At 63.1% G+C, this 18,829-nt stretch carries 17 protein-coding genes; 9 read left to right on the top strand and 8 right to left on the bottom strand.

Annotated elements, in window-relative coordinates; genetic code table 11:
- Positions 1-3 precede the first annotated feature (3 nt).
- Positions 4-1,380 (bottom strand): DNA repair protein RadA, encoded by a 1,377-nt coding sequence (gene radA / locus ASN89_RS25920; RefSeq protein ID WP_046683923.1) that lies wholly within the window; start codon positions 1,378-1,380, stop codon positions 4-6.
- Between the two features lie 69 nt (positions 1,381-1,449).
- Positions 1,450-2,541, bottom strand: a complete 1,092-nt coding sequence (alr, locus tag ASN89_RS25915; protein ID WP_058051258.1) for an alanine racemase — start codon at positions 2,539-2,541, stop codon at positions 1,450-1,452.
- Positions 2,542-2,788: 247 nt separating this feature from the next.
- Between alr and lplT the strand changes: the two genes are divergently transcribed.
- Positions 2,789-4,051 carry a lysophospholipid transporter LplT gene (gene lplT / locus ASN89_RS25910; protein ID WP_046683921.1) on the top strand — a complete coding sequence of 421 codons (1,263 nt, stop codon included), beginning with the start codon at positions 2,789-2,791 and terminating at the stop codon, positions 4,049-4,051.
- A gap of 48 nt (positions 4,052-4,099) precedes the next feature.
- On the opposite strand, the gene ASN89_RS25905 is transcribed toward lplT, so the two are convergent.
- Genes ASN89_RS25905 through tsaB form a run of 4 tightly spaced genes read right to left on the bottom strand, consistent with a single transcriptional unit; the run spans position 4,100 to position 7,173 of the window.
- The gene (locus ASN89_RS25905; protein ID WP_058051257.1) at positions 4,100-5,038 is read right to left on the bottom strand and encodes a DUF1853 family protein; all 939 of its coding nucleotides are present in this window, start codon (positions 5,036-5,038) and stop codon (positions 4,100-4,102) included.
- Positions 5,031-5,957, bottom strand: a complete 927-nt coding sequence (locus ASN89_RS25900) for a uracil-DNA glycosylase (protein ID WP_058051256.1) — start codon at positions 5,955-5,957, stop codon at positions 5,031-5,033. Before ASN89_RS25900 ends, ASN89_RS25905 begins: the two co-directional genes overlap by 8 nt.
- Positions 5,954-6,451: a ribosomal protein S18-alanine N-acetyltransferase gene (gene rimI / locus ASN89_RS25895; RefSeq protein WP_058051255.1), complete on the bottom strand. Its 498-nt coding sequence runs from the start codon at positions 6,449-6,451 to the stop codon at positions 5,954-5,956. The genes ASN89_RS25900 and rimI overlap by 4 nt, the downstream gene beginning before the upstream one ends.
- Complete coding sequence (gene tsaB, locus ASN89_RS25890) at positions 6,448-7,173, bottom strand: tRNA (adenosine(37)-N6)-threonylcarbamoyltransferase complex dimerization subunit type 1 TsaB (RefSeq protein ID WP_058051254.1); 726 nt, start codon at positions 7,171-7,173, stop codon at positions 6,448-6,450. The genes rimI and tsaB overlap by 4 nt, the downstream gene beginning before the upstream one ends.
- 186 nt (positions 7,174-7,359) lie before the next feature.
- Between tsaB and dapC the strand changes: the two genes are divergently transcribed.
- The 7 genes from dapC to ASN89_RS25855 all read left to right on the top strand — a co-directional run bounded on the left by dapC (position 7,360) and on the right by ASN89_RS25855 (position 15,806).
- Positions 7,360-8,589, top strand: coding sequence for a succinyldiaminopimelate transaminase (gene dapC, locus ASN89_RS25885; protein WP_046684580.1), 1,230 nt, complete (start codon positions 7,360-7,362; stop codon positions 8,587-8,589).
- A gap of 17 nt (positions 8,590-8,606) precedes the next feature.
- On the top strand, positions 8,607-9,434 hold the full coding sequence (gene dapD / locus ASN89_RS25880) for a 2,3,4,5-tetrahydropyridine-2,6-dicarboxylate N-succinyltransferase (RefSeq protein WP_046683916.1): 828 nt from the start codon (positions 8,607-8,609) through the stop codon (positions 9,432-9,434).
- 121 nt (positions 9,435-9,555) lie between these two features.
- On the top strand, positions 9,556-11,103 hold the full coding sequence (locus ASN89_RS25875; RefSeq protein ID WP_058051253.1) for an FAD-dependent oxidoreductase: 1,548 nt from the start codon (positions 9,556-9,558) through the stop codon (positions 11,101-11,103).
- 133 nt (positions 11,104-11,236) lie between these two features.
- Entirely contained in the window at positions 11,237-11,593 is a 357-nt protein-coding gene (locus tag ASN89_RS25870) for an ArsC family reductase (protein WP_046683914.1), read from the top strand.
- Between the two features lie 46 nt (positions 11,594-11,639).
- Positions 11,640-12,776 (top strand): succinyl-diaminopimelate desuccinylase, encoded by a 1,137-nt coding sequence (gene dapE / locus ASN89_RS25865; protein ID WP_058051252.1) that lies wholly within the window; start codon positions 11,640-11,642, stop codon positions 12,774-12,776.
- 56 nt (positions 12,777-12,832) lie between these two features.
- Entirely contained in the window at positions 12,833-13,723 is an 891-nt protein-coding gene (gene prmB, locus ASN89_RS25860; RefSeq protein ID WP_058051251.1) for a 50S ribosomal protein L3 N(5)-glutamine methyltransferase, read from the top strand.
- Between the two features lie 94 nt (positions 13,724-13,817).
- Complete coding sequence (locus ASN89_RS25855; RefSeq protein WP_046683911.1) at positions 13,818-15,806, top strand: ATP-binding cassette domain-containing protein; 1,989 nt, start codon at positions 13,818-13,820, stop codon at positions 15,804-15,806.
- A 40-nt stretch (positions 15,807-15,846) separates the two neighbouring features.
- Here ASN89_RS25855 and ASN89_RS25850 read toward each other — a convergent pair whose 3' ends face one another.
- Entirely contained in the window at positions 15,847-16,329 is a 483-nt protein-coding gene (locus ASN89_RS25850; RefSeq protein ID WP_058051250.1) for a chemotaxis protein CheW, read from the bottom strand.
- A gap of 194 nt (positions 16,330-16,523) precedes the next feature.
- Here ASN89_RS25850 and arfB point away from each other — a divergent pair, with 194 nt between their 5' ends.
- Positions 16,524-16,922, top strand: a complete 399-nt coding sequence (gene arfB / locus ASN89_RS25845) for an alternative ribosome rescue aminoacyl-tRNA hydrolase ArfB (RefSeq protein WP_034749850.1) — start codon at positions 16,524-16,526, stop codon at positions 16,920-16,922.
- Positions 16,923-16,925: 3 nt separating this feature from the next.
- Here the strand turns inward: arfB and ASN89_RS25840 are convergent, their stop codons facing one another.
- Complete coding sequence (locus tag ASN89_RS25840; RefSeq protein ID WP_058051249.1) at positions 16,926-18,785, bottom strand: flagellar assembly protein A; 1,860 nt, start codon at positions 18,783-18,785, stop codon at positions 16,926-16,928.
- Between the last annotated feature and the right edge of the window lie 44 nt (positions 18,786-18,829).

Genomic DNA, 18,829 nt, shown 5'->3' with positions numbered 1-18,829 from the left:
CTATTACTCCAGGTCACGGAGCTTATTGAACGCTTCATCGATGCGTTCGACGCCGATGACCTTGAGGCCCTCGATAACCTGTTTCGGCAAATTGGACTTGGGCACCACGGCCAGGGTAAAGCCCAGCTTGGCCGCTTCGCGCAAGCGCTCCTGGCCCCGTGGCGCGGGACGGATTTCGCCCGCCAGCCCCACTTCGCCAAACACGACCAATCCCCGCGGCAAGGGCTTGTTGCGCATCGACGAGTTAATCGCCAGCAACACGGCCAGGTCGGCCGCCGGTTCCGTGATCTTCACGCCGCCCACCGCGTTGATGAATACATCCTGGTCGAAGGCCGCGATGCCCGCATGGCGGTGCGCCACGGCCAGCAGCATGGCCAGACGGTTTTGTTCCAGGCCGACGGACAGCCGGCGCGCATTGGGCAAGTGGCTCGTATCGACGAGGGCCTGGATTTCCACCAGCAAGGGGCGCGTGCCTTCCTGCGTCACCATCACGCAGGAACCGGGCACCTGGTTGTCGTGCTGCGACAGGAACAGGGCCGACGGGTTCGACACCCCTTTCAAGCCCTTTTCCGTCATGGCGAACACGCCCAGCTCGTTGACGGCGCCAAAACGGTTCTTGATGGCGCGCACGAGGCGGAAGCTGGAATGGGCGTCGCCCTCGAAATACAGCACCGTATCGACGATGTGCTCGAGCACGCGGGGACCGGCCAGCGCGCCCTCTTTCGTCACATGGCCCACCAGAATGATAGTCACGCCCGTCTGCTTGGCCGCGCGCGTGAGCTGGGCCGCGCACTCGCGCACTTGCGCCACGGAACCGGGCGCCGAGCTGAGCGCGTCCGAATACACGGTCTGGATCGAGTCGATGACCACCACTTCCGGTTTCAGGTCGTTCAAGGTGGACAGGATCTTTTCCAGCTGGATCTCGGCCTGTAATTTGAGTTCCTTGGCGTCGATGACGAGGCGCTTGGCGCGCAGGGCGATCTGCGCGCCCGATTCCTCGCCACTGACGTACAGCACGCGCTTGTGGTGCGACATGTTCGCCAGCGCCTGCAGCAGCAGGGTCGACTTGCCGATGCCGGGGTCGCCGCCGATCAGCACGACGCCGCCGGCCACCATGCCGCCGCCCAGCACGCGGTCGAATTCCTCGATGCCCGTGCCGAAGCGGGGCACGTCGATGGCGTCGATATCGTCGAGCGACAGCACGGGCGCCGTCTGCGCCAGCGACATGTGCTGCGGATTCGAATAGCGGTTGTTGCCGCCCGTCTCGGGCAGGGTTTCCACCATGGTGTTCCACTGGTTGCACGAGGTGCATTGCCCCATCCATTTATTACTGATGGCGCCGCAATCGCTGCAGGTGTAGATGGTCTTGACTTTTGCCATGGTGTACTTTGCCCGGGTAAGGTGAAACTGCTGTTTATATATACAGTATATACAAACAAGGCTGCAAGGTCACGCCTCGATCACCGGAACGCGGGGCGCCAGTGCGCACATCAGCTCATAGCCGATGGTGCCGGCGGCCAGGGCCACCTCGTCGATCGGCATGCCCTGGCCCCACAGGGTGACGGCACTGCCGACTTTTGCGCCCGGCACGTGCGTCAGATCGACCATCAGCATGTCCATCGACACCCTGCCGATGAGGCCTGTGCGCACGCCGTCGACGAGCACGGGCGTGCCTTCGGGCGCGTGGCGCGGATAACCGTCCGCATAGCCGCAGGCAACTACGCCCACCTTGATATTGCCGGCCGCTTCGTAGCGGCTGCCGTAGCCCACCACTTCGCCGGCGGCGATGTCCTGGATGCCGATGATGCTGCTGCGCAAGGTCATGGTAGGCAGCAAGCCGAACGCTTGCGCGGACGTCCCGCCGGGAGCGCCGCTGGGCGTGCCGCCATACAGCATGATGCCGGGGCGCACCCAATCGCTGTCGAGCTGGTGCATCAGCACGCCGGCAGAATTGCACAGGCTGCGCGGCAAGGCAGCACCAATGCTCGCCGCGCCCGCCTCAAAACGCAGCATCTGCTGTTCCAGGGGCAAACGCGTGGGCGCCGCCTCGTCCGCATTGGCGAAATGCGTCATCAGGGTGATCGTGCCGACGTGCGGCATGGCGCGCAAGCGCGCATAGGCACTCGCCACGGCTTGCGGCGTGAAACCCAGGCGGTTCATGCCCGTGTTCATCTTCAGGTGCACGTCGATGGCGTGCGGCAAGCGCGCCGCTGCCAGCATGTCGATCTGCTCTTCGCAATGCACGCTGCCGTTCAAGCCATATTGCGCCATGACGGGCAAATCGCTGGCGTCGAAAAAACCTTCCAACAACAAGATGGGCTTGGTCCAGCCCAGCTCGCGCAAGCGCACGGCATAATCGACCTCGACCAGCGCCAGGCCATCGGCCTCGGCAAAGCCCCGCATGGCCCGCTCCAGGCCGTGGCCGTAGGCATTCGCCTTGACGACGGCCCACACGTTGGCGCTGCGGGCGCCGGCACGGGCGCGCGCCAGATTGTGTTGCATGGCATCGAGATGGATGGTGGCGATGAGGGGCCTGGGCATAAGCGTGACACACGGCAAGTGGGAAAGCCGTATTTTACCGGATGGGCCGTACGAGGACATGGCAGGCACCGCAGGTCGTGCGCATCGGACATCATTTACAAAATGCTCACATGTATGTGTATTTTTCTACGGCAGAAAAATTAAGCCGACCTTAGGCAAGCGGATGCAAAGCAGCCCCTCCCAAACTTGGGGTTTGCCGTTTTTTCGTGGTATAAAGCAAGCCAGATATGATTTCAGGCAATCCAGAATGAATCGTGGTTTTTATACCATCATGGCGGCGCAGTTCTTTTCCTCGCTGGCAGATAACGCCCTCTTTTTTGTCGCCGTCGATTTATTGGTGTCCATGAAATCCCCGGCGTGGATCACGCCGCTGCTTAAACTGTCGTTCGTGCTGTTTTACGTGCTGTTGGCCGCTTTTGTCGGCGCCTTCGCGGATGCATTGCCGAAAGGCAAGGTCATGTTCATCGCCAACATGGTCAAGATCTTCGGCTGCGCCCTCGTCTTTTTCCATGTGCATCCACTACTGGCCTACGCCGTCGTCGGTTTTGGCGCGGCCGTGTACTCGCCCGCCAAGTACGGCATCCTGACGGAACTGCTGCCGCCGGAAAAGCTGGTGGCGGCGAATGGCTGGATCGAAGGCTTGACCGTCACCTCCATCATCCTCGGCACCGTCATGGGTGGCGCGCTCGTCAGCGGCCACGTGTCCGATATGCTGCTGTCCATCGACATTCCCCTGATCGATACGGGCATCACCAGCAAGACGGAAGCGGCCTTGTGCGTGGTAGTGGGCATTTATGCGCTGGCGACGCTGGCCAACCTGAAGATTCCAGATACGGGCTGCGTGTATCCGCACCAGGAACGCAATCCTATCAAACTGATTACCGATTTTGCCAATTGCTATTCCATCCTGTGGAAAGACAAGCTGGGCCAGATCACCCTGGCCGTGACAACCCTGTTTTGGGGCGCTGGCGCCACCTTGCAGCTGATCGTGCTGGAATGGGCCAAACAATCGCTGAACATGCCGTTCGACAAGGCAACCAGCCTGGTGGGCGTGGTGGCCATCGGCGTGGCCGCCGGCGCCGTGCTGTCGGCCCGCTTCATTCCGCTGCGCAAATCGCTGACCGTCATTCCGCTCGGTATCGCCATGGGCGTGATCGTCATGATGATGACGCAAGTACATTCCGTGTGGATCGCCTACCCGCTGCTGATACTGATCGGCGCCCTGTCCGGCTTCTTCGTCGTGCCAATGAATGCCCTGCTGCAACACCGCGGCCACGTGCTGATGAGCGCAGGCCATTCCATCGCCGTGCAGAACTTCAATGAGAACCTGTCGATTCTGACCATGCTGGCAGTGTATTCGATCATGATCCGCTTGCACCTGCCGCTGAACATCATCATCACCCTGTTCGGCCTGTTCGTTGCCGGCACCATGTACATGATCATGCGCAAGCACAAGCTGAACCAGGCTGAGCATGACAATCTTTCCTTGATCGGCGAGCAGAAACATTAATTAGGGTGGTGTCGGATTACGCGCTATGCGCTAATCCGACTACGCGACCTACGCAGGTAGAGAGCCTGTTATCCGCCGCGCGGCGGCTTGCTCCGTCCAGTCATGGGGCACGACAAAACCGCGCGTGCGCTCCACTTCCCAGCCTTCGACATTGTCCACCGCTGCCACCAGCACCGGTTGCGCCAGATCAAACAATTGCGCGCGCAAGGCATCGACGTCCAGCACTTCCACGTCGCGCCCCTTGAACGGTGCCAGCCATTGCAAGCGGGGCAGCACGACGTAACGCTGCTGCGGCAATTGCGTTGGCGTGCACCAGAAGCCGTGTCCATGTTCCTGGGAAATACCGTCCATGGCGGGCGTGGCGCCTGGCGCATAGAACAACCAGCCCTTGACGAGCGCCTGCGCCGCGCGCACGGGGTGCGCCAGCAGGGTTCGCGCGGCCGGATGGCGGGACAAGGCCAGTTGCTTGTCGAGAATCTTGCGCATCTTCAAGCCCAGGGTATCGGCCAGGTTCGGACCGATCAAGTGATTGAACACGCCAGGATCGGGCGCGCCTTCGAGCAGGTAGAACTTGGTGGCGAATTCCCAGTGCAGCAGCTCACTCCCGTCACGCAGCAGGAAATCGAACTCACCCACCGTGTCGTTGCGGTTGACCTGCACTTGCAAGCCATGCGCTTGCAGCAGTCCATGCTGCTCAAAATAAAAGGCCAGCAGCTTTTCAGCGTACAGGCCCAGGCGGGAATAGAATTTCGGCCCCAGCGCCGCATCGAGCGGCGACGGATCATCCTGCAGCGCGCCCAGCCACGCCGCCACGGCAGGCGTCACGGGCACGAGGCTGGCGATGCGCCCGCCCCAGTGGGGACTGGACGGATCCAGCAAGTCGGGCGAGTCGAGCAGCCAGGCCAGCGCACGCACGCGGGGGTGCGTCAGATGGCCCCAGCGGCGCTCGAAACAGGCCTGGAAGCTGCCGACGGCCGTGTCAACCACCGTGCGTGCTTTTCGCCAGGCACAGGTCGGCCCAGGCACGGGCCTTGGCCTTGCCCGTCTCGTCCTGCAGCAACATTTCCGGATGAAAGGTGGCCACGACGGACGCATTGCCCAGCTGGCGCACCTTGCCGCGCACGGGTTTTTCGCCGGGATTGATGCCGGCGGCGGCCATGGAACCGAGGGTGACGATGGTGCGCGGTTGCAGCAGAGCCAGTTCGCGGTCGAAGTACGGGCGGCAGGCGGCGGACTCGGCCTCTGTCGGCAGACGTTCCTGCCCGGCCTCGTCGAGCGGACGGCATTTCAGCAAGTGCGTGATGTACACATCGCTGCCCGCGTCAACCTCGATGGCTTTCAGCATATTGTCGAGCAATTTTCCCTGTTCGCCCGGCAAGGCGCGCCCTTCCCGTTCTTCCGCGCGCGCGGGGCTGCTGGCCAGCATCAGCCAATCGCCCTGGCGGTCGCCGCGACCCATGACGACGCCCTTGCGCGTCTTGCACAAGTCGCAGCGCGCGCACTTGGCGACGACCGCCGTCAAGCCATCCCAGTCGAGGGCGGCAATGTCTGCGTCGCTCAGCTGTTTGGCGGGCGGCGGTGGCGGCGCATCGTCGAACCAGGCCGTGTCGTCAGGCTCGGCGGCGGGGACTGGCGCAGCGGCAACGGCGACGGGCGCTTCGGCCTTCACCTCGACCTTCGCCTCGGCAGCCATCTCGACGACGACTGCGGCGACCGCCTCGGTGACCACCTCAGCGACCTCTGTGGTCACGGCGTCAAAGGCTTCAGCCACGGGTGGCGCCACGGCGACTTCCATCTCCACGGCAGCCTCGGCGACGGCGTCAACAGCTTCGGGTGCAACACCCTGGCGCAGGCGCCACAGGGGGCCGACGCCCATTTCATCGAGGAAAACGGCGCTGCGGCTCATAAGGTATAACGCATCACGATGGCGTCCTCACGTTGCGAATTGGCGGCAGGATAATATCCCTTGCGCCGGCCTATCTGTTCAAATCCATAACGCTGGTAAATATCGAGCGCGCGCACGTTCGACGGGCGCACTTCCAGCAGCATCGATTCCATGCCCAGCTGGCGCGCGCAGGCGCAGGACTGGTTCAGCAGGAAACGGCCCAGCCCCTGTCCCTGGATGGCGCCCTCGACGGCCACGTTCAGCAAGTGCGCTTCATCGACAACCAGCATCAGCAAAAAGTAGCCAAGCAAGGTGCCATCCACGTCGCGCAGCACCCAGGCAGGGTAGCCGCTCTTGAGGGAGTCGACAAAGTTGCCATGCGTCCACGGATGCGGATACACGCGCTGTTCCAGCGCCAGCACCTCAAACAGGTCCGCTTCAACCATCGGCTGATAGTCGAGGCGCAGCAAGTCCCAAGCTGCAGCGCTGTCCTTGTCCTGGCCCCCTACACTCATTGTGCCGACTCCGCAGCGGCCTTGGCGGCCTGCATGTCGAGGCGTTCCGCGCTCGTGTAGGCGATCTTGTTGCGCAAGTACAAAGGCTGCGCCTCGGCCGCCGTCACGAACTGACCGGCCGCAAAGGCGATGCGCGCCAGCTGCGCCACTTGCACGGCATGCGGCATGATGGCCGCGTCCGCGCTGGCGGCGCATGGCAGCGCGGCCAGGGCGTCGGCATAGGCCGCAAAACCGTTGCCGCAGCCAGTAACGTCGCCTTGCGGCGCGACGCCGGCCGGCGCGCTCAGGGCCGGCGGCAGCACGGCCTGCAAGCCATCCTGGTAATCATATTGCGCCCAGTACACTTCGCCCATGCGGGCGTCGAGCACAGTGACGATGCGTTGCGCGCCATGCTGCTGGTGGCACGCGAGGGCCATGGCATCAAGCGTCACGACGGGCACGACGGGAAGATTGGCGCCGTAGGCCAGGCCTTGCGCGATGCCGCAAGCCGTGCGCACGCCCGTAAACGAGCCGGGGCCGGAGCCGTAGGCGATGGCATCGACGTCCGCCAGGGTCACGCCAGCCTCGGCCAGCAATTCCTGCACCATCGGCAAGATGGACTGGGAATGGGTGCGCACGCCCGACGAGGCGCGGGACAGGACGACATCGCCGCGCAGCAAGGCGCAGGAGGCGAGTTCGGACGACGTTTCAATAGCAAGTAAGGTGGGAAGTAAGGTAGACATAGCGTATTTTACCTTGCCAGGCCCGGGAACGGCATGCCGTGCCGGCCAACAACAGCCCACTTGCACAGGCCATGCGCGAGGACGGCTATAATAAAAGGCTAAGCTGATTGCTTGACCGGCGTCATTGCGCCATGCCTGGCAATCCATACGCGACACTATCACCCCACTCTTGCCCTGGTCCGCTCCGTGAATCCACTTCTTGCCAAACTGCAACCATATCCTTTTGAAAAGCTGCGCCAGCTGTTTGCCGGCGTAACGGTCAACCCCGAATATGCGCCCATCAGCCTGGGCATGGGCGAACCCAAGCACCCGACGCCAGCCTTCATCGAGCAGGCATTGACCGACAATATCCATGGCCTGGCCAGCTATCCGACCACCATCGGTTCAGAAGCCTTGCGCACCGCTATTGCCGGCTGGCTCGAACGCCGCTACGGCATCCCCAAGCTCAATCCTGCCACGCAAATCCTGCCCGTGAATGGTTCACGCGAAGCACTGTTTGCGCTGGCGCAAACGGTGATCGATCCGTCGGCCGGTTCGCTGGTGATCAGCCCGAATCCGTTTTACCAGATCTATGAAGGCGCGGCCTACCTGGCCGGCGCGGAACCGTATTTCGTCAATTCCGACCCGGCGCGCAATTTCGGCTGCGACTACGACAGCGTGCCTGCGTCCGTGTGGGAAAAGGTCAAGCTGCTGTTCCTGTGCTCGCCAGGCAACCCGACGGGCGCCGTGCTCACCCTGACGGACTGGGAACACCTGTTCGCCCTGTCCGAGCGCTACGACTTCGTCATCGCCGCCGACGAGTGCTATTCCGAGATTTACCACGGCGACACGCCGCCGCTGGGCGCGCTGCAGGCGGCGCACATGCTGGGCCTGTCCACCATCGAGCGCCCGTATGCGCGCCTGGTCGTGTTTTCCAGCCTGTCGAAGCGCTCGAACGTGCCGGGCATGCGCTCGGGCTTTGTGGCCGGCGACGCGGAAGTCCTGAAAAAATTCCTGCTTTACCGAACCTACCACGGCGGCGCCATGAGCCCTGCCGTGCAGGCGGCCTCCGTCGCGGCCTGGAACGACGAAACCCATGTCGAGGAAAATCGCGCCAAGTACCGCGCCAAGTTCGACGCCATCACGCCGCTGCTGCAATCGGTGATGGACGTGCAATTGCCGGACGCCGGCTTCTACCTGTGGGCCGACGTCAGCCGCACGGGACTATCCGACACCGAATTCGCGCAACGCCTGTACGCCGAATATAATGTGACGGTATTGCCTGGCAGTTACCTGGCGCGCGACGCGCACGGCATCAATCCGGGCCGCAACCGCATCCGCATGGCCCTCGTGGCCGAAACGGCCGAAGGGCTGGAAGCCGCGTTGCGCATAGTAAAATTCTGCCAGCAGCTTTCCGCATCCGCATCAACCAACTAGATAAACAAGACATCATCATGAGCCAACAACTGCAAACCATCATCGACCAGGCCTGGGAAAACCGCGCCGAGATCAATCCAGGCAACGGCACGGCCGAACTGCGCGACGCCGTCTCCCACGTCATCAATGGCCTGGATAACGGCAGCATCCGCGTGGCCGAAAAAACCACGGGCGACTGGGTTGTCAACCAGTGGGTCAAGAAAGCCGTGCTGCTGTCGTTCCGCCTGGAAGACAACGTCGTCCTGCCGTCCGACGGCACGATGCAGTTCTACGACAAGGTCCCGACCAAGTTCGCCAATTACACCAAGGAAGACTTCGCCAAGGGCGGCTTCCGCGTGGTGCCGCCAGCCGTCGCCCGCCGCGGCAGCTTCATCGCCAAAAACGTCGTGCTGATGCCGTCCTACGTCAACATCGGCGCCTACGTCGATGAAGGCGCCATGGTCGACACCTGGGCCACTGTCGGCTCCTGCGCGCAGATCGGCAAGAACGTCCACCTGTCCGGCGGCGTCGGCATCGGCGGCGTGCTGGAACCAATGCAAGCGAACCCGACCATCATCGAAGACAACTGCTTCATCGGCGCCCGTTCGGAAATCGTCGAAGGCGTCATCGTCGAAGAAAACTCGGTCATCTCGATGGGCGTGTACATCGGCCAATCGACCAAGATCTACGACCGCGCCACGGGCGAAGTCACCTACGGCCGCGTGCCAGCCGGTTCCGTCGTGGTTTCGGGCAACCTGCCTTCGGAAGACGGCAAGTACTCGCTGTACTGCGCCGTGATCGTCAAGCGCGTGGATGCAAAAACCCGCGCGAAAACGGGCATCAACGAACTGCTGCGCGGTATTTAATTAGTCGCTGCAAAGCGCACGCAGTCCCCTGAATGTCCCGCTTCGGCGGGACATTTTCATTTCCAGCTAGCAACTTCAATCGTCGCGCAGCCATCGCCCATCCTGTCCTATACTGGATGGCATGAATACTCCTCCCGTCCTGATCGTCGGCGCCGGTCCTACCGGCCTCATGCTGGCCTTGCGCCTGGCGCGCCATGGCGTCGATTGCCGCATCATCGACAAAAACAGCGGTCCGGGCCAGGCGTCGCGGGCCATGGCCGTGCATGCGCGCACGCTGGAGTTTTACCAGCAGCTGGGCTTTGCCGATGAACTGGTCAGCCTGGGCATCAAGATCAATGCCATGCACATCCACGAAGGTGGCGAGGAGCTGGTGAAACTGGCGCTGGGCGAAATCGGCGAAGGCCTGAGTCCCTACCCTTTCGTGCTGAGCCTGCCCCAGGACGAGCATGAACGTTTTCTGATCAGCAAGCTGGCGGCGGCCGGCGTGCACGTGGAATGGAATGTCGCGCTGGACCTGTGGACGCAGGACGATAGCGAAGTGCAAGCCATCCTGCTCAAGGGCGGCGAACGCCAATATTGCACGTTTAACTACATTTGCGGCTGCGACGGCGCCCGCAGCAAGGTGCGCGAGATCGCCGGTTTCGAGTTCTCTGGCGGCACCTACGACCACCTGTATTACGTGGCCGACGCGCAAGTGGCAGGCAAGAACACGGATTTGCACGCCCACCTGGGCGCGAACTCGTTTGCCTTGATGCTGCCCGTGCGCACCAGCGGCATGCAGCGCCTGATCGGCATCCTGCCCGACCGCCCCGACGGCGCGCCCGCGCCCGTCTTCGACGATGTGCGGGAATCGGTGCAAACCTTGCTGGGCATCGAAGTCGAACACGTGAACTGGTTTTCCACGTATAAAGTGCATCACCGGGTGGCCGGGCAATTCCGCGAACGGCGTTGCTTCATCCTCGGCGACGCGGCCCATTTGCACAGCCCCGTGGGCGGCCAGGGCATGAACACGGGCCTGGGCGACGCCGTCAACCTGGCGTGGAAACTGGCGCAAAAGCTGCGGGGCCAGAGCAACGACGCCCTGCTCGACACCTATGAAAGCGAGCGCATCGTGTTTGCCCGCAAGCTCGTCGACACCACCGATCGCGCCTTCAAGGCCATCGTCGCGCAGGGCATGGCCGGGCAATTCCTGCGACGCTGGCTGGTGCCGCATGCGCTGCCCTTCCTCTCGGGCTTCGCGCGGGCGCGCCGTCTGCTGTTCAAAACAGTGTCGCAAATCCAGATCAGCTACGAAGACAGCACCCTGTCCGCCGGCCATGCGGAATACCTGCGCGGCGGTGATCGCCTGCCGTGGTTTTCCGACGGCACGCAAGACAATTTTATCGCCCTGCGCAGCATGGATTGGCAATTGCACATCTATGGCGAAGCGGCGCCCGAATTGCTGGACGAAGCGCGCGTGCTGAAACTGCCCGTGCATTGCTACACCTATAACGTGGCCGCCAAGCTGGCGGGACTGGGCCGCGACGCGGCCTACCTCGTGCGCCCCGACGGCCACATCGCGCTTGCCCTGCACCTGCAGGAAAGCGGCGCCCTGCGCGCCCTGGCCTTGCGACTTGGCCTGCATTTCGGTCCGGCGGAGTCGGGCAAGGCGCCACCACGGCCTGTGTAGGGGAAATCACCGGGCTGTGTTGCACTGCCGCATCGACTGCGCATCGACTGTATAATGGCGGCTACCATCGCATTTTTCCCTGGCGCAAGCGCCGCGATCAAGCGAACCGCATTCATTCCCCTTAGCCCTACCCATGACGACCATTACACTCTACGGTATCCCCAACTGCGATACCGTCAAAAAGGCCCGCACCTGGCTGGCCGCGCAGCAACTCGATTTCACCTTCCACGACTTCAAGAAGCAGGGCCTGGAACGCGCCACGGTCGAGGCCTGGCTAGCGCAATTGCCGTGGGATGTGCTGGTCAACAAAAAAGGCACGACCTGGCGCGCCCTGTCCGACGAGCGCAAGGCGTCCATCGTTGACCCCGCCAGCGCGCTGGACCTGATGCTGGAAAACCCGTCCATCATCAAGCGCCCCGTGCTGGACAAGGATGGCCAGTTCAGCGTGGCGTTTTCGGATGCGCAGTACAAGACCATTTTCTCGTTGTAACCCCCTAGTTGACCACCGGAACGATGTTGCCGGCACGACCTTACCCATGACCACCTCCAAAACCCTCGCCCTGACCGAAAAACTGATCGCCCTGTCCTCGGTCACGCCCGACGACAAGGGCTGCCAGCAGCACCTGATCGATATCCTCACGCCGCTGGGCTTTGTCTGCGAGACGATACAGTCGAACGACGTCACCAATCTGTGGGCACGCCGCGGCACGACGTCGCCCGTGTTCGTCTTTGCCGGCCATACGGACGTGGTGCCGACCGGTCCCGTCGAGCAATGGCGCTCGCTGCCCTTCATTCCCACCCACCGCGACGGCAAGCTGTACGGCCGTGGCGCGGCCGACATGAAGACGTCGATCGCCGCCATGGTGGTCGCTTGCGAGGAATTCATCGCCGCCACGCCCGACCATACTGGTTCGATCGCCTTTCTGATCACCAGCGACGAAGAAGGCCCGGCCACGGACGGCACCGTCATCGTCTGCGACAAATTGAAAGAACGGGGCGAGCAGATCGACTATTGCCTGGTAGGCGAGCCGACGTCGAGCGCGCAGCTGGGCGACATGATCAAGAACGGCCGCCGCGGTTCGCTGTCGGGCCGTTTGACGATCAAGGGCGTGCAAGGCCATATCGCCTACCCGCACCTGGCGAAAAACCCGATCCACGAGGCGGCGCAGGCGCTGGCCGATTTGGTCGAGGAAAAATGGGATGCCGGCAACGAGTATTACCTGCCGACGTCGTGGCAAATGTCGAACATCAACGCGGGCACGGGCGCCAACAACGTGATTCCGGGCGACATGGTGATCGACTTTAACTTCCGTTTTTCCACGGCCAGCACGGCGGAAAACCTGCAGGAACGAGTCCACGCCATCCTCGACAAGCATGACTTGCAATACGATCTGCAGTGGACCCTGAGCGGCCTGCCCTTCCTCACGCCGCGCGGCACCTTGAGCGACGCGCTGTCGTCTGCCATCCTGGAAGAAACGGGCCTCACGACGGAGCTGTCGACCACGGGCGGCACCTCGGATGGCCGGTTTATCGCGCAAATCTGCCCCCAAGTGATAGAATTCGGGCCGCCCAATGCCAGTATTCACAAGATCGACGAGCACATCGAACTGCGCCACATCGATCCCCTGAAGAATATTTACCGGCGCACGCTGGAGCATTTGCTGCCCGTCTGAACCAGAATACCGAGGCCCGTCACGGCGGGCCAGAACACCGTCTTTTCGAGAATGCCATGACCCCGAACCCGTTTTCCACGCCACGCGACCTGCTGCGCTACGCCGTTACCCGTTTCAATACCGCCAAGCTGTTTTTCGGCCACGGCAGCGCCGAAGCGTTCGACGAAGCGGCCTATCTGATCCTGCACACGTTGAAGTTGCCGCTCGACAAGCTCGACCCCTTCCTCGACGCCAAGCTGCTGCCGTCGGAAGTGGCCAGCGTGATGAGCGTCATCGACCGCCGCAGCATCGACCGCGTGCCAGCCGCCTACATCACCAAGGAAGGCTGGCTGGGTACGTATAACTTCTACGTCGACGAGCGCGTGATCGTGCCCCGCTCCTTCATCGCCGAGCTGATTCCTGAATACTTCTCGCCATGGGTGGCGGAACCGGAAGCGGTGGAAAACATCCTGGAACTGTGCACCGGCTCGGGCTGCCTGTCGATCATGATGGCCGACGCCTTCCCGAACGCCGCCGTCGATGCCGTGGACATTTCCGCCGACGCGCTGGCCGTGGCCAAGCGCAACGTCGACACGTACAAACTGCAGGATCGCGTCACCCTGATCGAATCGGACCTGTACGCGAACGTGCCGGCCAAGAAATATGATTTGATCATCAGCAACCCACCATACGTGAATTCGGCGTCGATGGGCGCCCTGCCCCAGGAATACCTGGCCGAACCGCAAATCGCCCTCGACGGCGGCAGCGACGGCATGGACCTGGTGCGCAAGATCATCGCCGGCGCGGCCGAGCGCCTGACGGACGACGGCATCCTGATGATTGAAATCGGCAACGAGCGTGCATACGCGGAAGCGGCCTTCGGCGAGCTGGGCCTGACCTGGCTGACGACGAGCGCCGGCGACGACATGGTGTTCCTGCTGACGGCCGAGCAGCTCAAGCTGGCTTGATCGACTTGGCAGGTCGGATGACGCCCTTCGGGCTAATCCGACCTACCTGAATTTTACGGCGAGGGTTAACCCCCAGCCTTTACAAAGAAAAAAAATGATACGTTTCCTACAAGTAAGCCTGATGCGCGGCATCAAACCGTTGCTCGAACAAGTCGACGTCACCCTCAATCCGGGCGACAAGATCGGCCTGATCGGCGCCAATGGCGCGGGCAAATCGAGCCTGTTCGCCATGATGCGCGGCGAATTGCACCCTGACCAGGGCGAGATCGATTTCCCGGCGAAATGGCGCGTGGCTTACGTGGCGCAGGAAACGCCGCCGCTGGACCGTGCCGCGCTCGACTACGCGATCGATGGCGACATCACCCTGCGCAAACTGGAAGCGGAACTGACGCGCCTGGAATCGGAACCGGCCACGTCGGAAAACGGCATCGCCATCGGCGAAATCTACAGCGCGCTGGCCGATGCCGACGCGTATACCGTGCAGTCGCGCGGCGAGCAATTGCTGCTGGGCCTGGGCTTCACCCTGGACCAGATGCAGCAGCCGGTGGCGAGTTTCTCCGGCGGCTGGCGCATGCGTTTGAACCTGGCGCAAGCGCTGATGTGCCCATCCGACCTGCTGCTGCTCGATGAACCGACCAATCACCTGGATCTGGACGCCATCATCTGGCTGGAAGACTGGCTCAAGCGCTACGCCGGCACCTTGCTGATCATTTCCCATGACCGCGACTTCCTCGACGAAGTGGTCAACGTCGTCGTGCATATCGACGAACGCAAGCTGAAGCGCTACTCGGGCAACTACTCGAGCTTCGAGCGCCAACGCGCGGCGCAGATGATCCTGGCCGCCGGTGCGCTGGAAAAGCAGCAGCGCAAGCGCGCCCATCTGGAGTCGTTCGTCAACCGCTTCAAGGCGCAAGCGTCGAAGGCCCGCCAGGCGCAAAGCCGCATGAAGGCGCTGGCGAAGATGGAAGAGCTGGCGCCATTGCGCGCCGCCGCCGAATTCTCGTTCGAATTCCGCGAGCCGCTGAGCGCACCGAACCCGCTGCTGGTGATGGAAGACGTCGATGCGGGCTACAAGATCGAGAACGAAGCGACGGGCGAAATCACGCATAAAACCATCGTCAACGGCATCAAGTTTTCGCTGCAGATCGGCCAGCGTATCGGCTTGCTGGGCCAGAACGGCGCCGGCAAATCGACCCTGATCAAGACCATCGCCGGCGAACTGATGCCGTTGACGGGCGACGCCACCATGGGCAAGGGCCTCAACATCGGCTACTTCGCCCAGCACCAGGTGGAAATGCTGCGCCACGACGAATCGCCGCTGTGGCATCTGTCGAAGATCGCCCCGACCGTGCGCGAGCAAGAACTGCGCAACTTCCTGGGCGGCTTCAACTTCCCCGGCAACATGGTGACCGCCTCGATCGCACCGTTCTCGGGCGGCGAAAAAGCCCGTCTGGCGCTGGCCCTGATCGTCTGGCAGCGTCCGAACCTGCTGCTGCTCGATGAACCGACCAATCACCTGGATCTGGAAACGCGCGAAGCGCTGACGGAAGCGCTGGCCCAGTTCGAAGGCACCCTGGTCGTCGTGTCCCATGATCGCCACTTGCTGCGCGCCACCACAGACGAATTCATCATCGTTGCCGACGGCAAGCTGCAGCCGTTCGACGGCGACCTGGACGACTACAAGGATTGGCTGTTCAAGACCAAGCTGGGCAAAGGCACGGACGTGCTGCCGGCCGCCGGCAAGGCCAACAAGACCGACTTCCCCGTCGTGTCGCCGGTAGCGGCCGCCGCACCTGCCGCGCCCGTGCGCGACAAACGCAAGGAAGCGGAAGAGCGCCAGAAAACGGCCGCCCTGCGCAAGCCGATCGAAAACAAGATCAAGCGCCAGGAAGAGCAGATCGCCAAGCGCAATGCGCAAAAGGCGGAAACCGACGCCAAGCTGGGCGAGCCGACCATCTATGACGCCGCCAACAAGGCGAAATTGAAGCAACTGCTGGCCGACCAGACCTTCTTTACCAAGGACCTGGCGCAGCTGGAAGCGGAATGGCTCGATCTGCAGGATCAGCTGGAAAAGCTCGGCTAATTCAGTAGCGACAAAAGACGACTTTCGGGTCGTCTTTTTTTTAGGCCGCCTGCAGGGGGCTGGGGCTGCGGATCGCCATCAGGCGGTCGATGTCGACGAGGATCAGGCGGCGCCCCGCCACCGTGCCCAGGCCCAACAGGTAATCGGCTTTCGCCGCGCCCAGGCCCGACACGGCGGCGATGTCGCTTGGCGCCAGGCTGACGATATCGGTGACGCCATCGACCACCATGCCCATCACGCCATTGCTCAGCTGCAAAATGATCACGTCGGTGGCCGGGTCGGGCGCGCTCTGGGCGCCGCCGAACGCGGCGCGCATGTCGACGATGGGGATGATCACGCCGCGCGAGACGGCCACGCTGTGCAGCACTTCCCCTTCCGAGGAAAAACGGTCGAGTTCCTTCAGCGGACGCAATTCCCGCACGCAGCGGTAGTCAAGGCCGTATTCCAGGCCGCCCAGCCGGAAGCTCAAGTACTGCGTCAGGTATTGCGCGGTTGCGGCGCCAGGCGTGGTCGTGGGCTGCATGGTGTTCCTTTCATCCGGTAAGCGCTGCCAGGATGCGCAGTGGCGCAACGTTGACCCCATGCTAACCAGCATCGCCGCAAGCGGCGTTGAGAAACATCAATTTTCCCGGAAGACATCATCGGCTGGCCGCCGGGCATTGCGCCGGCGCAGCCATCTTCCCTTACAATACCCACATCATCCCCAACAGGCAGGCCATGCAACACCTCGTCAATCCCGCTGAAGTTGAATTTTCCGCCATCCGCGCCCAGGGCCCGGGCGGGCAGAACGTCAACAAGGTCTCCAGCGCCATCCATTTGCGCTTCCCCATCGCCGCCTCGTCGCTGCCGGAAGCGTACAAGGAGCGGCTGCTGGCCCTGCGCGACAGCCGCATCAGCAAGGATGGCGTGCTGGTGCTCAAGGCGCAGCAATCGCGCAGCCAAGAGCAGAACAAGGAAGAAGCGTTGCGGCGCTTGCAGGAAATCATCGACAGCGTGACCTTCCTGCCCGCCGTGCGCCGCGCCACCAAGCCCACGCGCAGTTCGCAGCGACGCCGCCTCGACAGCAAGAGCACGCACAGCGTACTCAAGCAATCTCGGGGCAAGGTCACGGATTAAATGCTACGGCGGCGGCGCATACGTCCATTCCAGGCTGCCCGTGCTGTCCGCAAACACGGCTTGCGTGGCCGGCGTGGCGCTGCGCAGCAAGGCCTTGATTTCTTTCGGCGGCCGGTCGTAGACCTTGGCTGGCCCGGGCGGCACGACCAGGGCGCGCACCGTCGTCTCGCCATCGATCAGGCCCAGGCTGCAGCGCGACTGGCCCGCCGTCGCCTGCCGCTCCTGGCGCAGTTGCGCCACCAGGGCCAGCATCTGTGCGTGCAGGATTTCCGACTGTTTGACTTCCACGCGCAGCCGCGCCACCTCTTTCAGGACGGGAGCGATGCGCGCGGCCAGCTTGTCGTACTGCACCTGCTGCGTTGGCTGCAACTGCAATTCGCCGCGCCGCAGCTGGCCCGCCAGGGTCAGGTAATTGCGCACCTCGGGCAATTGCGCGATGGCGTCGATTTCCTGCTGGCGCTTGTGCTGCACCTGCAGGAATTGCGCCGCCTTCGCCAAGCTCTCGGCGATCTTCTGTTCCAGTGCGCTCAGGTCGGGGACCAGCGGGAACAGCAGCATTTCCACCTGCTTGCGGGGACCGGCGCTGCCGATGCGGATGGTGCGCGCCGCCACGGCACAGCCTTCGGCCAGTTCGATGACGACCTCGTCGGCGATGATTTCGCAATTGCTGGCGCTGTCGATCACCACGCGCGTGCCGGCGATGACGCAGCTTTCCGCGCGCTTCACGTGTACTTCACCGCTCAGCGCCTGCAGCACGGAACCGGAAGCGACTCCCTCGACGCGCACGTCGCCGTGCTCATTGAACGCCGTGCCGCCCACCAGGTTACGGTGTAACAAGATCAAGCCGCCATGCGAGTGCAAATGGCCATATACGTCGCCATGGATGGTGATGTCGCTGCCGTCGAGCTGGCGCTGCTCCTGCACTTCGCCATACTCTTCGTAGGCGGCGCGCAGCTTCAGATTGCCCGTGGTGCGGCTGCTGACGCCTTCGCGGCTGACGATCTTGTTTTCGATCGACATCTTGCCGCTCTCATCGACATTCACATAGCCATCCTGGGTGGCCACAAGGAAATCGCCATCGCTGAAATGCTCGACCGCCGTGCCTGGCCCCGCCACCGTGGCCAGGTCCAGTTCCAGCGGCGCAGGCGGCGGCAGCGCCTTGCCGGCCAGGTCGTAGCCAGGCAAGCCGGGCGTACCGGGCAGCAGACGCAGCAGGCGCGCGTGTTTTTTCACTTGCGGAAAGCGGTTCTTGAAGCTGAGCAAATCGAGGCGGCCATCGGAGCGTTCGCGCGGCGCATCGTCGCGATGGATGCCTTGCGACACTTCGACCAGCTGGGCGTCGCGCCCCGGCTGCGGCGGCAGCACCCGCGCCACCGTGATGCGCTCGGCCTTGCCGCTGGCGAGCATGGCGCGCACGGCCACGCTATCGATGCCGTAGTGCACGCCCTTGCACCACAGGTCGGCCACCAGCTCGTCAAACTCGCGGCGCGCAGGCACCTGGCCGTCCGCGTCCGCAGGCAGGGCTTCAAAGTAAAACTCGGCGCTGTCGCCACGGATCTTGACCTGTTTGTACAGCGCGCGGCGCGGGGGCGGGAATGGCGCCACGCGCACGGCGATGCGCAGCAAGGCGTCGCCCTTGGGCGCGGCGCGGGGAGTGGGAGCATGGAACAGGGTCAGCAGGAACAAACCGTAGTCGAGGCCGGCCAGCAACTGCCCCGACTGGAACAGCTGGTCGACGGCGGCGCGCAGCTGCGCCGGCGCCAGCGACATGTCAAGGCACACGCCCTCTTCGCGCTGGACCAGGCCGAGCGGCAAGCCGCCTGCGGGAGCCGCATCAGGAACGGGTGTGTCGTCGTCGCTCACCACTTGCCTCCCCAAAAACCGAGAATTGCCTCATTGCGTTAGAA

This window comes from Janthinobacterium sp. Ant5-2-1, from assembly GCF_001445815.1.
Lineage (GTDB): Bacteria > Pseudomonadota > Gammaproteobacteria > Burkholderiales > Burkholderiaceae_D > Janthinobacterium > Janthinobacterium lividum_E.
This window is presented reverse-complemented; position numbering and strand designations above follow the sequence as displayed.

Coding starts and splice junctions, on each gene's coding strand:
- ASN89_RS25900 (WP_058051256.1), bottom strand. CDS start 5,957: ATGAGCCGCAGCGCCGTTTTCCTCGATGAAATGGGCGTCGGCCCCCTG.
- ASN89_RS25870 (WP_046683914.1), top strand. CDS start 11,237: ATGACGACCATTACACTCTACGGTATCCCCAACTGCGATACCGTCAAA.
- alr (WP_058051258.1), bottom strand. CDS start 2,541: ATGCCCAGGCCCCTCATCGCCACCATCCATCTCGATGCCATGCAACAC.
- prmB (WP_058051251.1), top strand. CDS start 12,833: ATGACCCCGAACCCGTTTTCCACGCCACGCGACCTGCTGCGCTACGCC.
- radA (WP_046683923.1), bottom strand. CDS start 1,380: ATGGCAAAAGTCAAGACCATCTACACCTGCAGCGATTGCGGCGCCATC.
- lplT (WP_046683921.1), top strand. CDS start 2,789: ATGAATCGTGGTTTTTATACCATCATGGCGGCGCAGTTCTTTTCCTCG.
- rimI (WP_058051255.1), bottom strand. CDS start 6,451: ATGAGTGTAGGGGGCCAGGACAAGGACAGCGCTGCAGCTTGGGACTTG.
- ASN89_RS25855 (WP_046683911.1), top strand. CDS start 13,818: ATGATACGTTTCCTACAAGTAAGCCTGATGCGCGGCATCAAACCGTTG.
- arfB (WP_034749850.1), top strand. CDS start 16,524: ATGCAACACCTCGTCAATCCCGCTGAAGTTGAATTTTCCGCCATCCGC.
- dapD (WP_046683916.1), top strand. CDS start 8,607: ATGAGCCAACAACTGCAAACCATCATCGACCAGGCCTGGGAAAACCGC.
- ASN89_RS25875 (WP_058051253.1), top strand. CDS start 9,556: ATGAATACTCCTCCCGTCCTGATCGTCGGCGCCGGTCCTACCGGCCTC.
- tsaB (WP_058051254.1), bottom strand. CDS start 7,173: ATGTCTACCTTACTTCCCACCTTACTTGCTATTGAAACGTCGTCCGAA.
- ASN89_RS25850 (WP_058051250.1), bottom strand. CDS start 16,329: ATGCAGCCCACGACCACGCCTGGCGCCGCAACCGCGCAATACCTGACG.
- dapE (WP_058051252.1), top strand. CDS start 11,640: ATGACCACCTCCAAAACCCTCGCCCTGACCGAAAAACTGATCGCCCTG.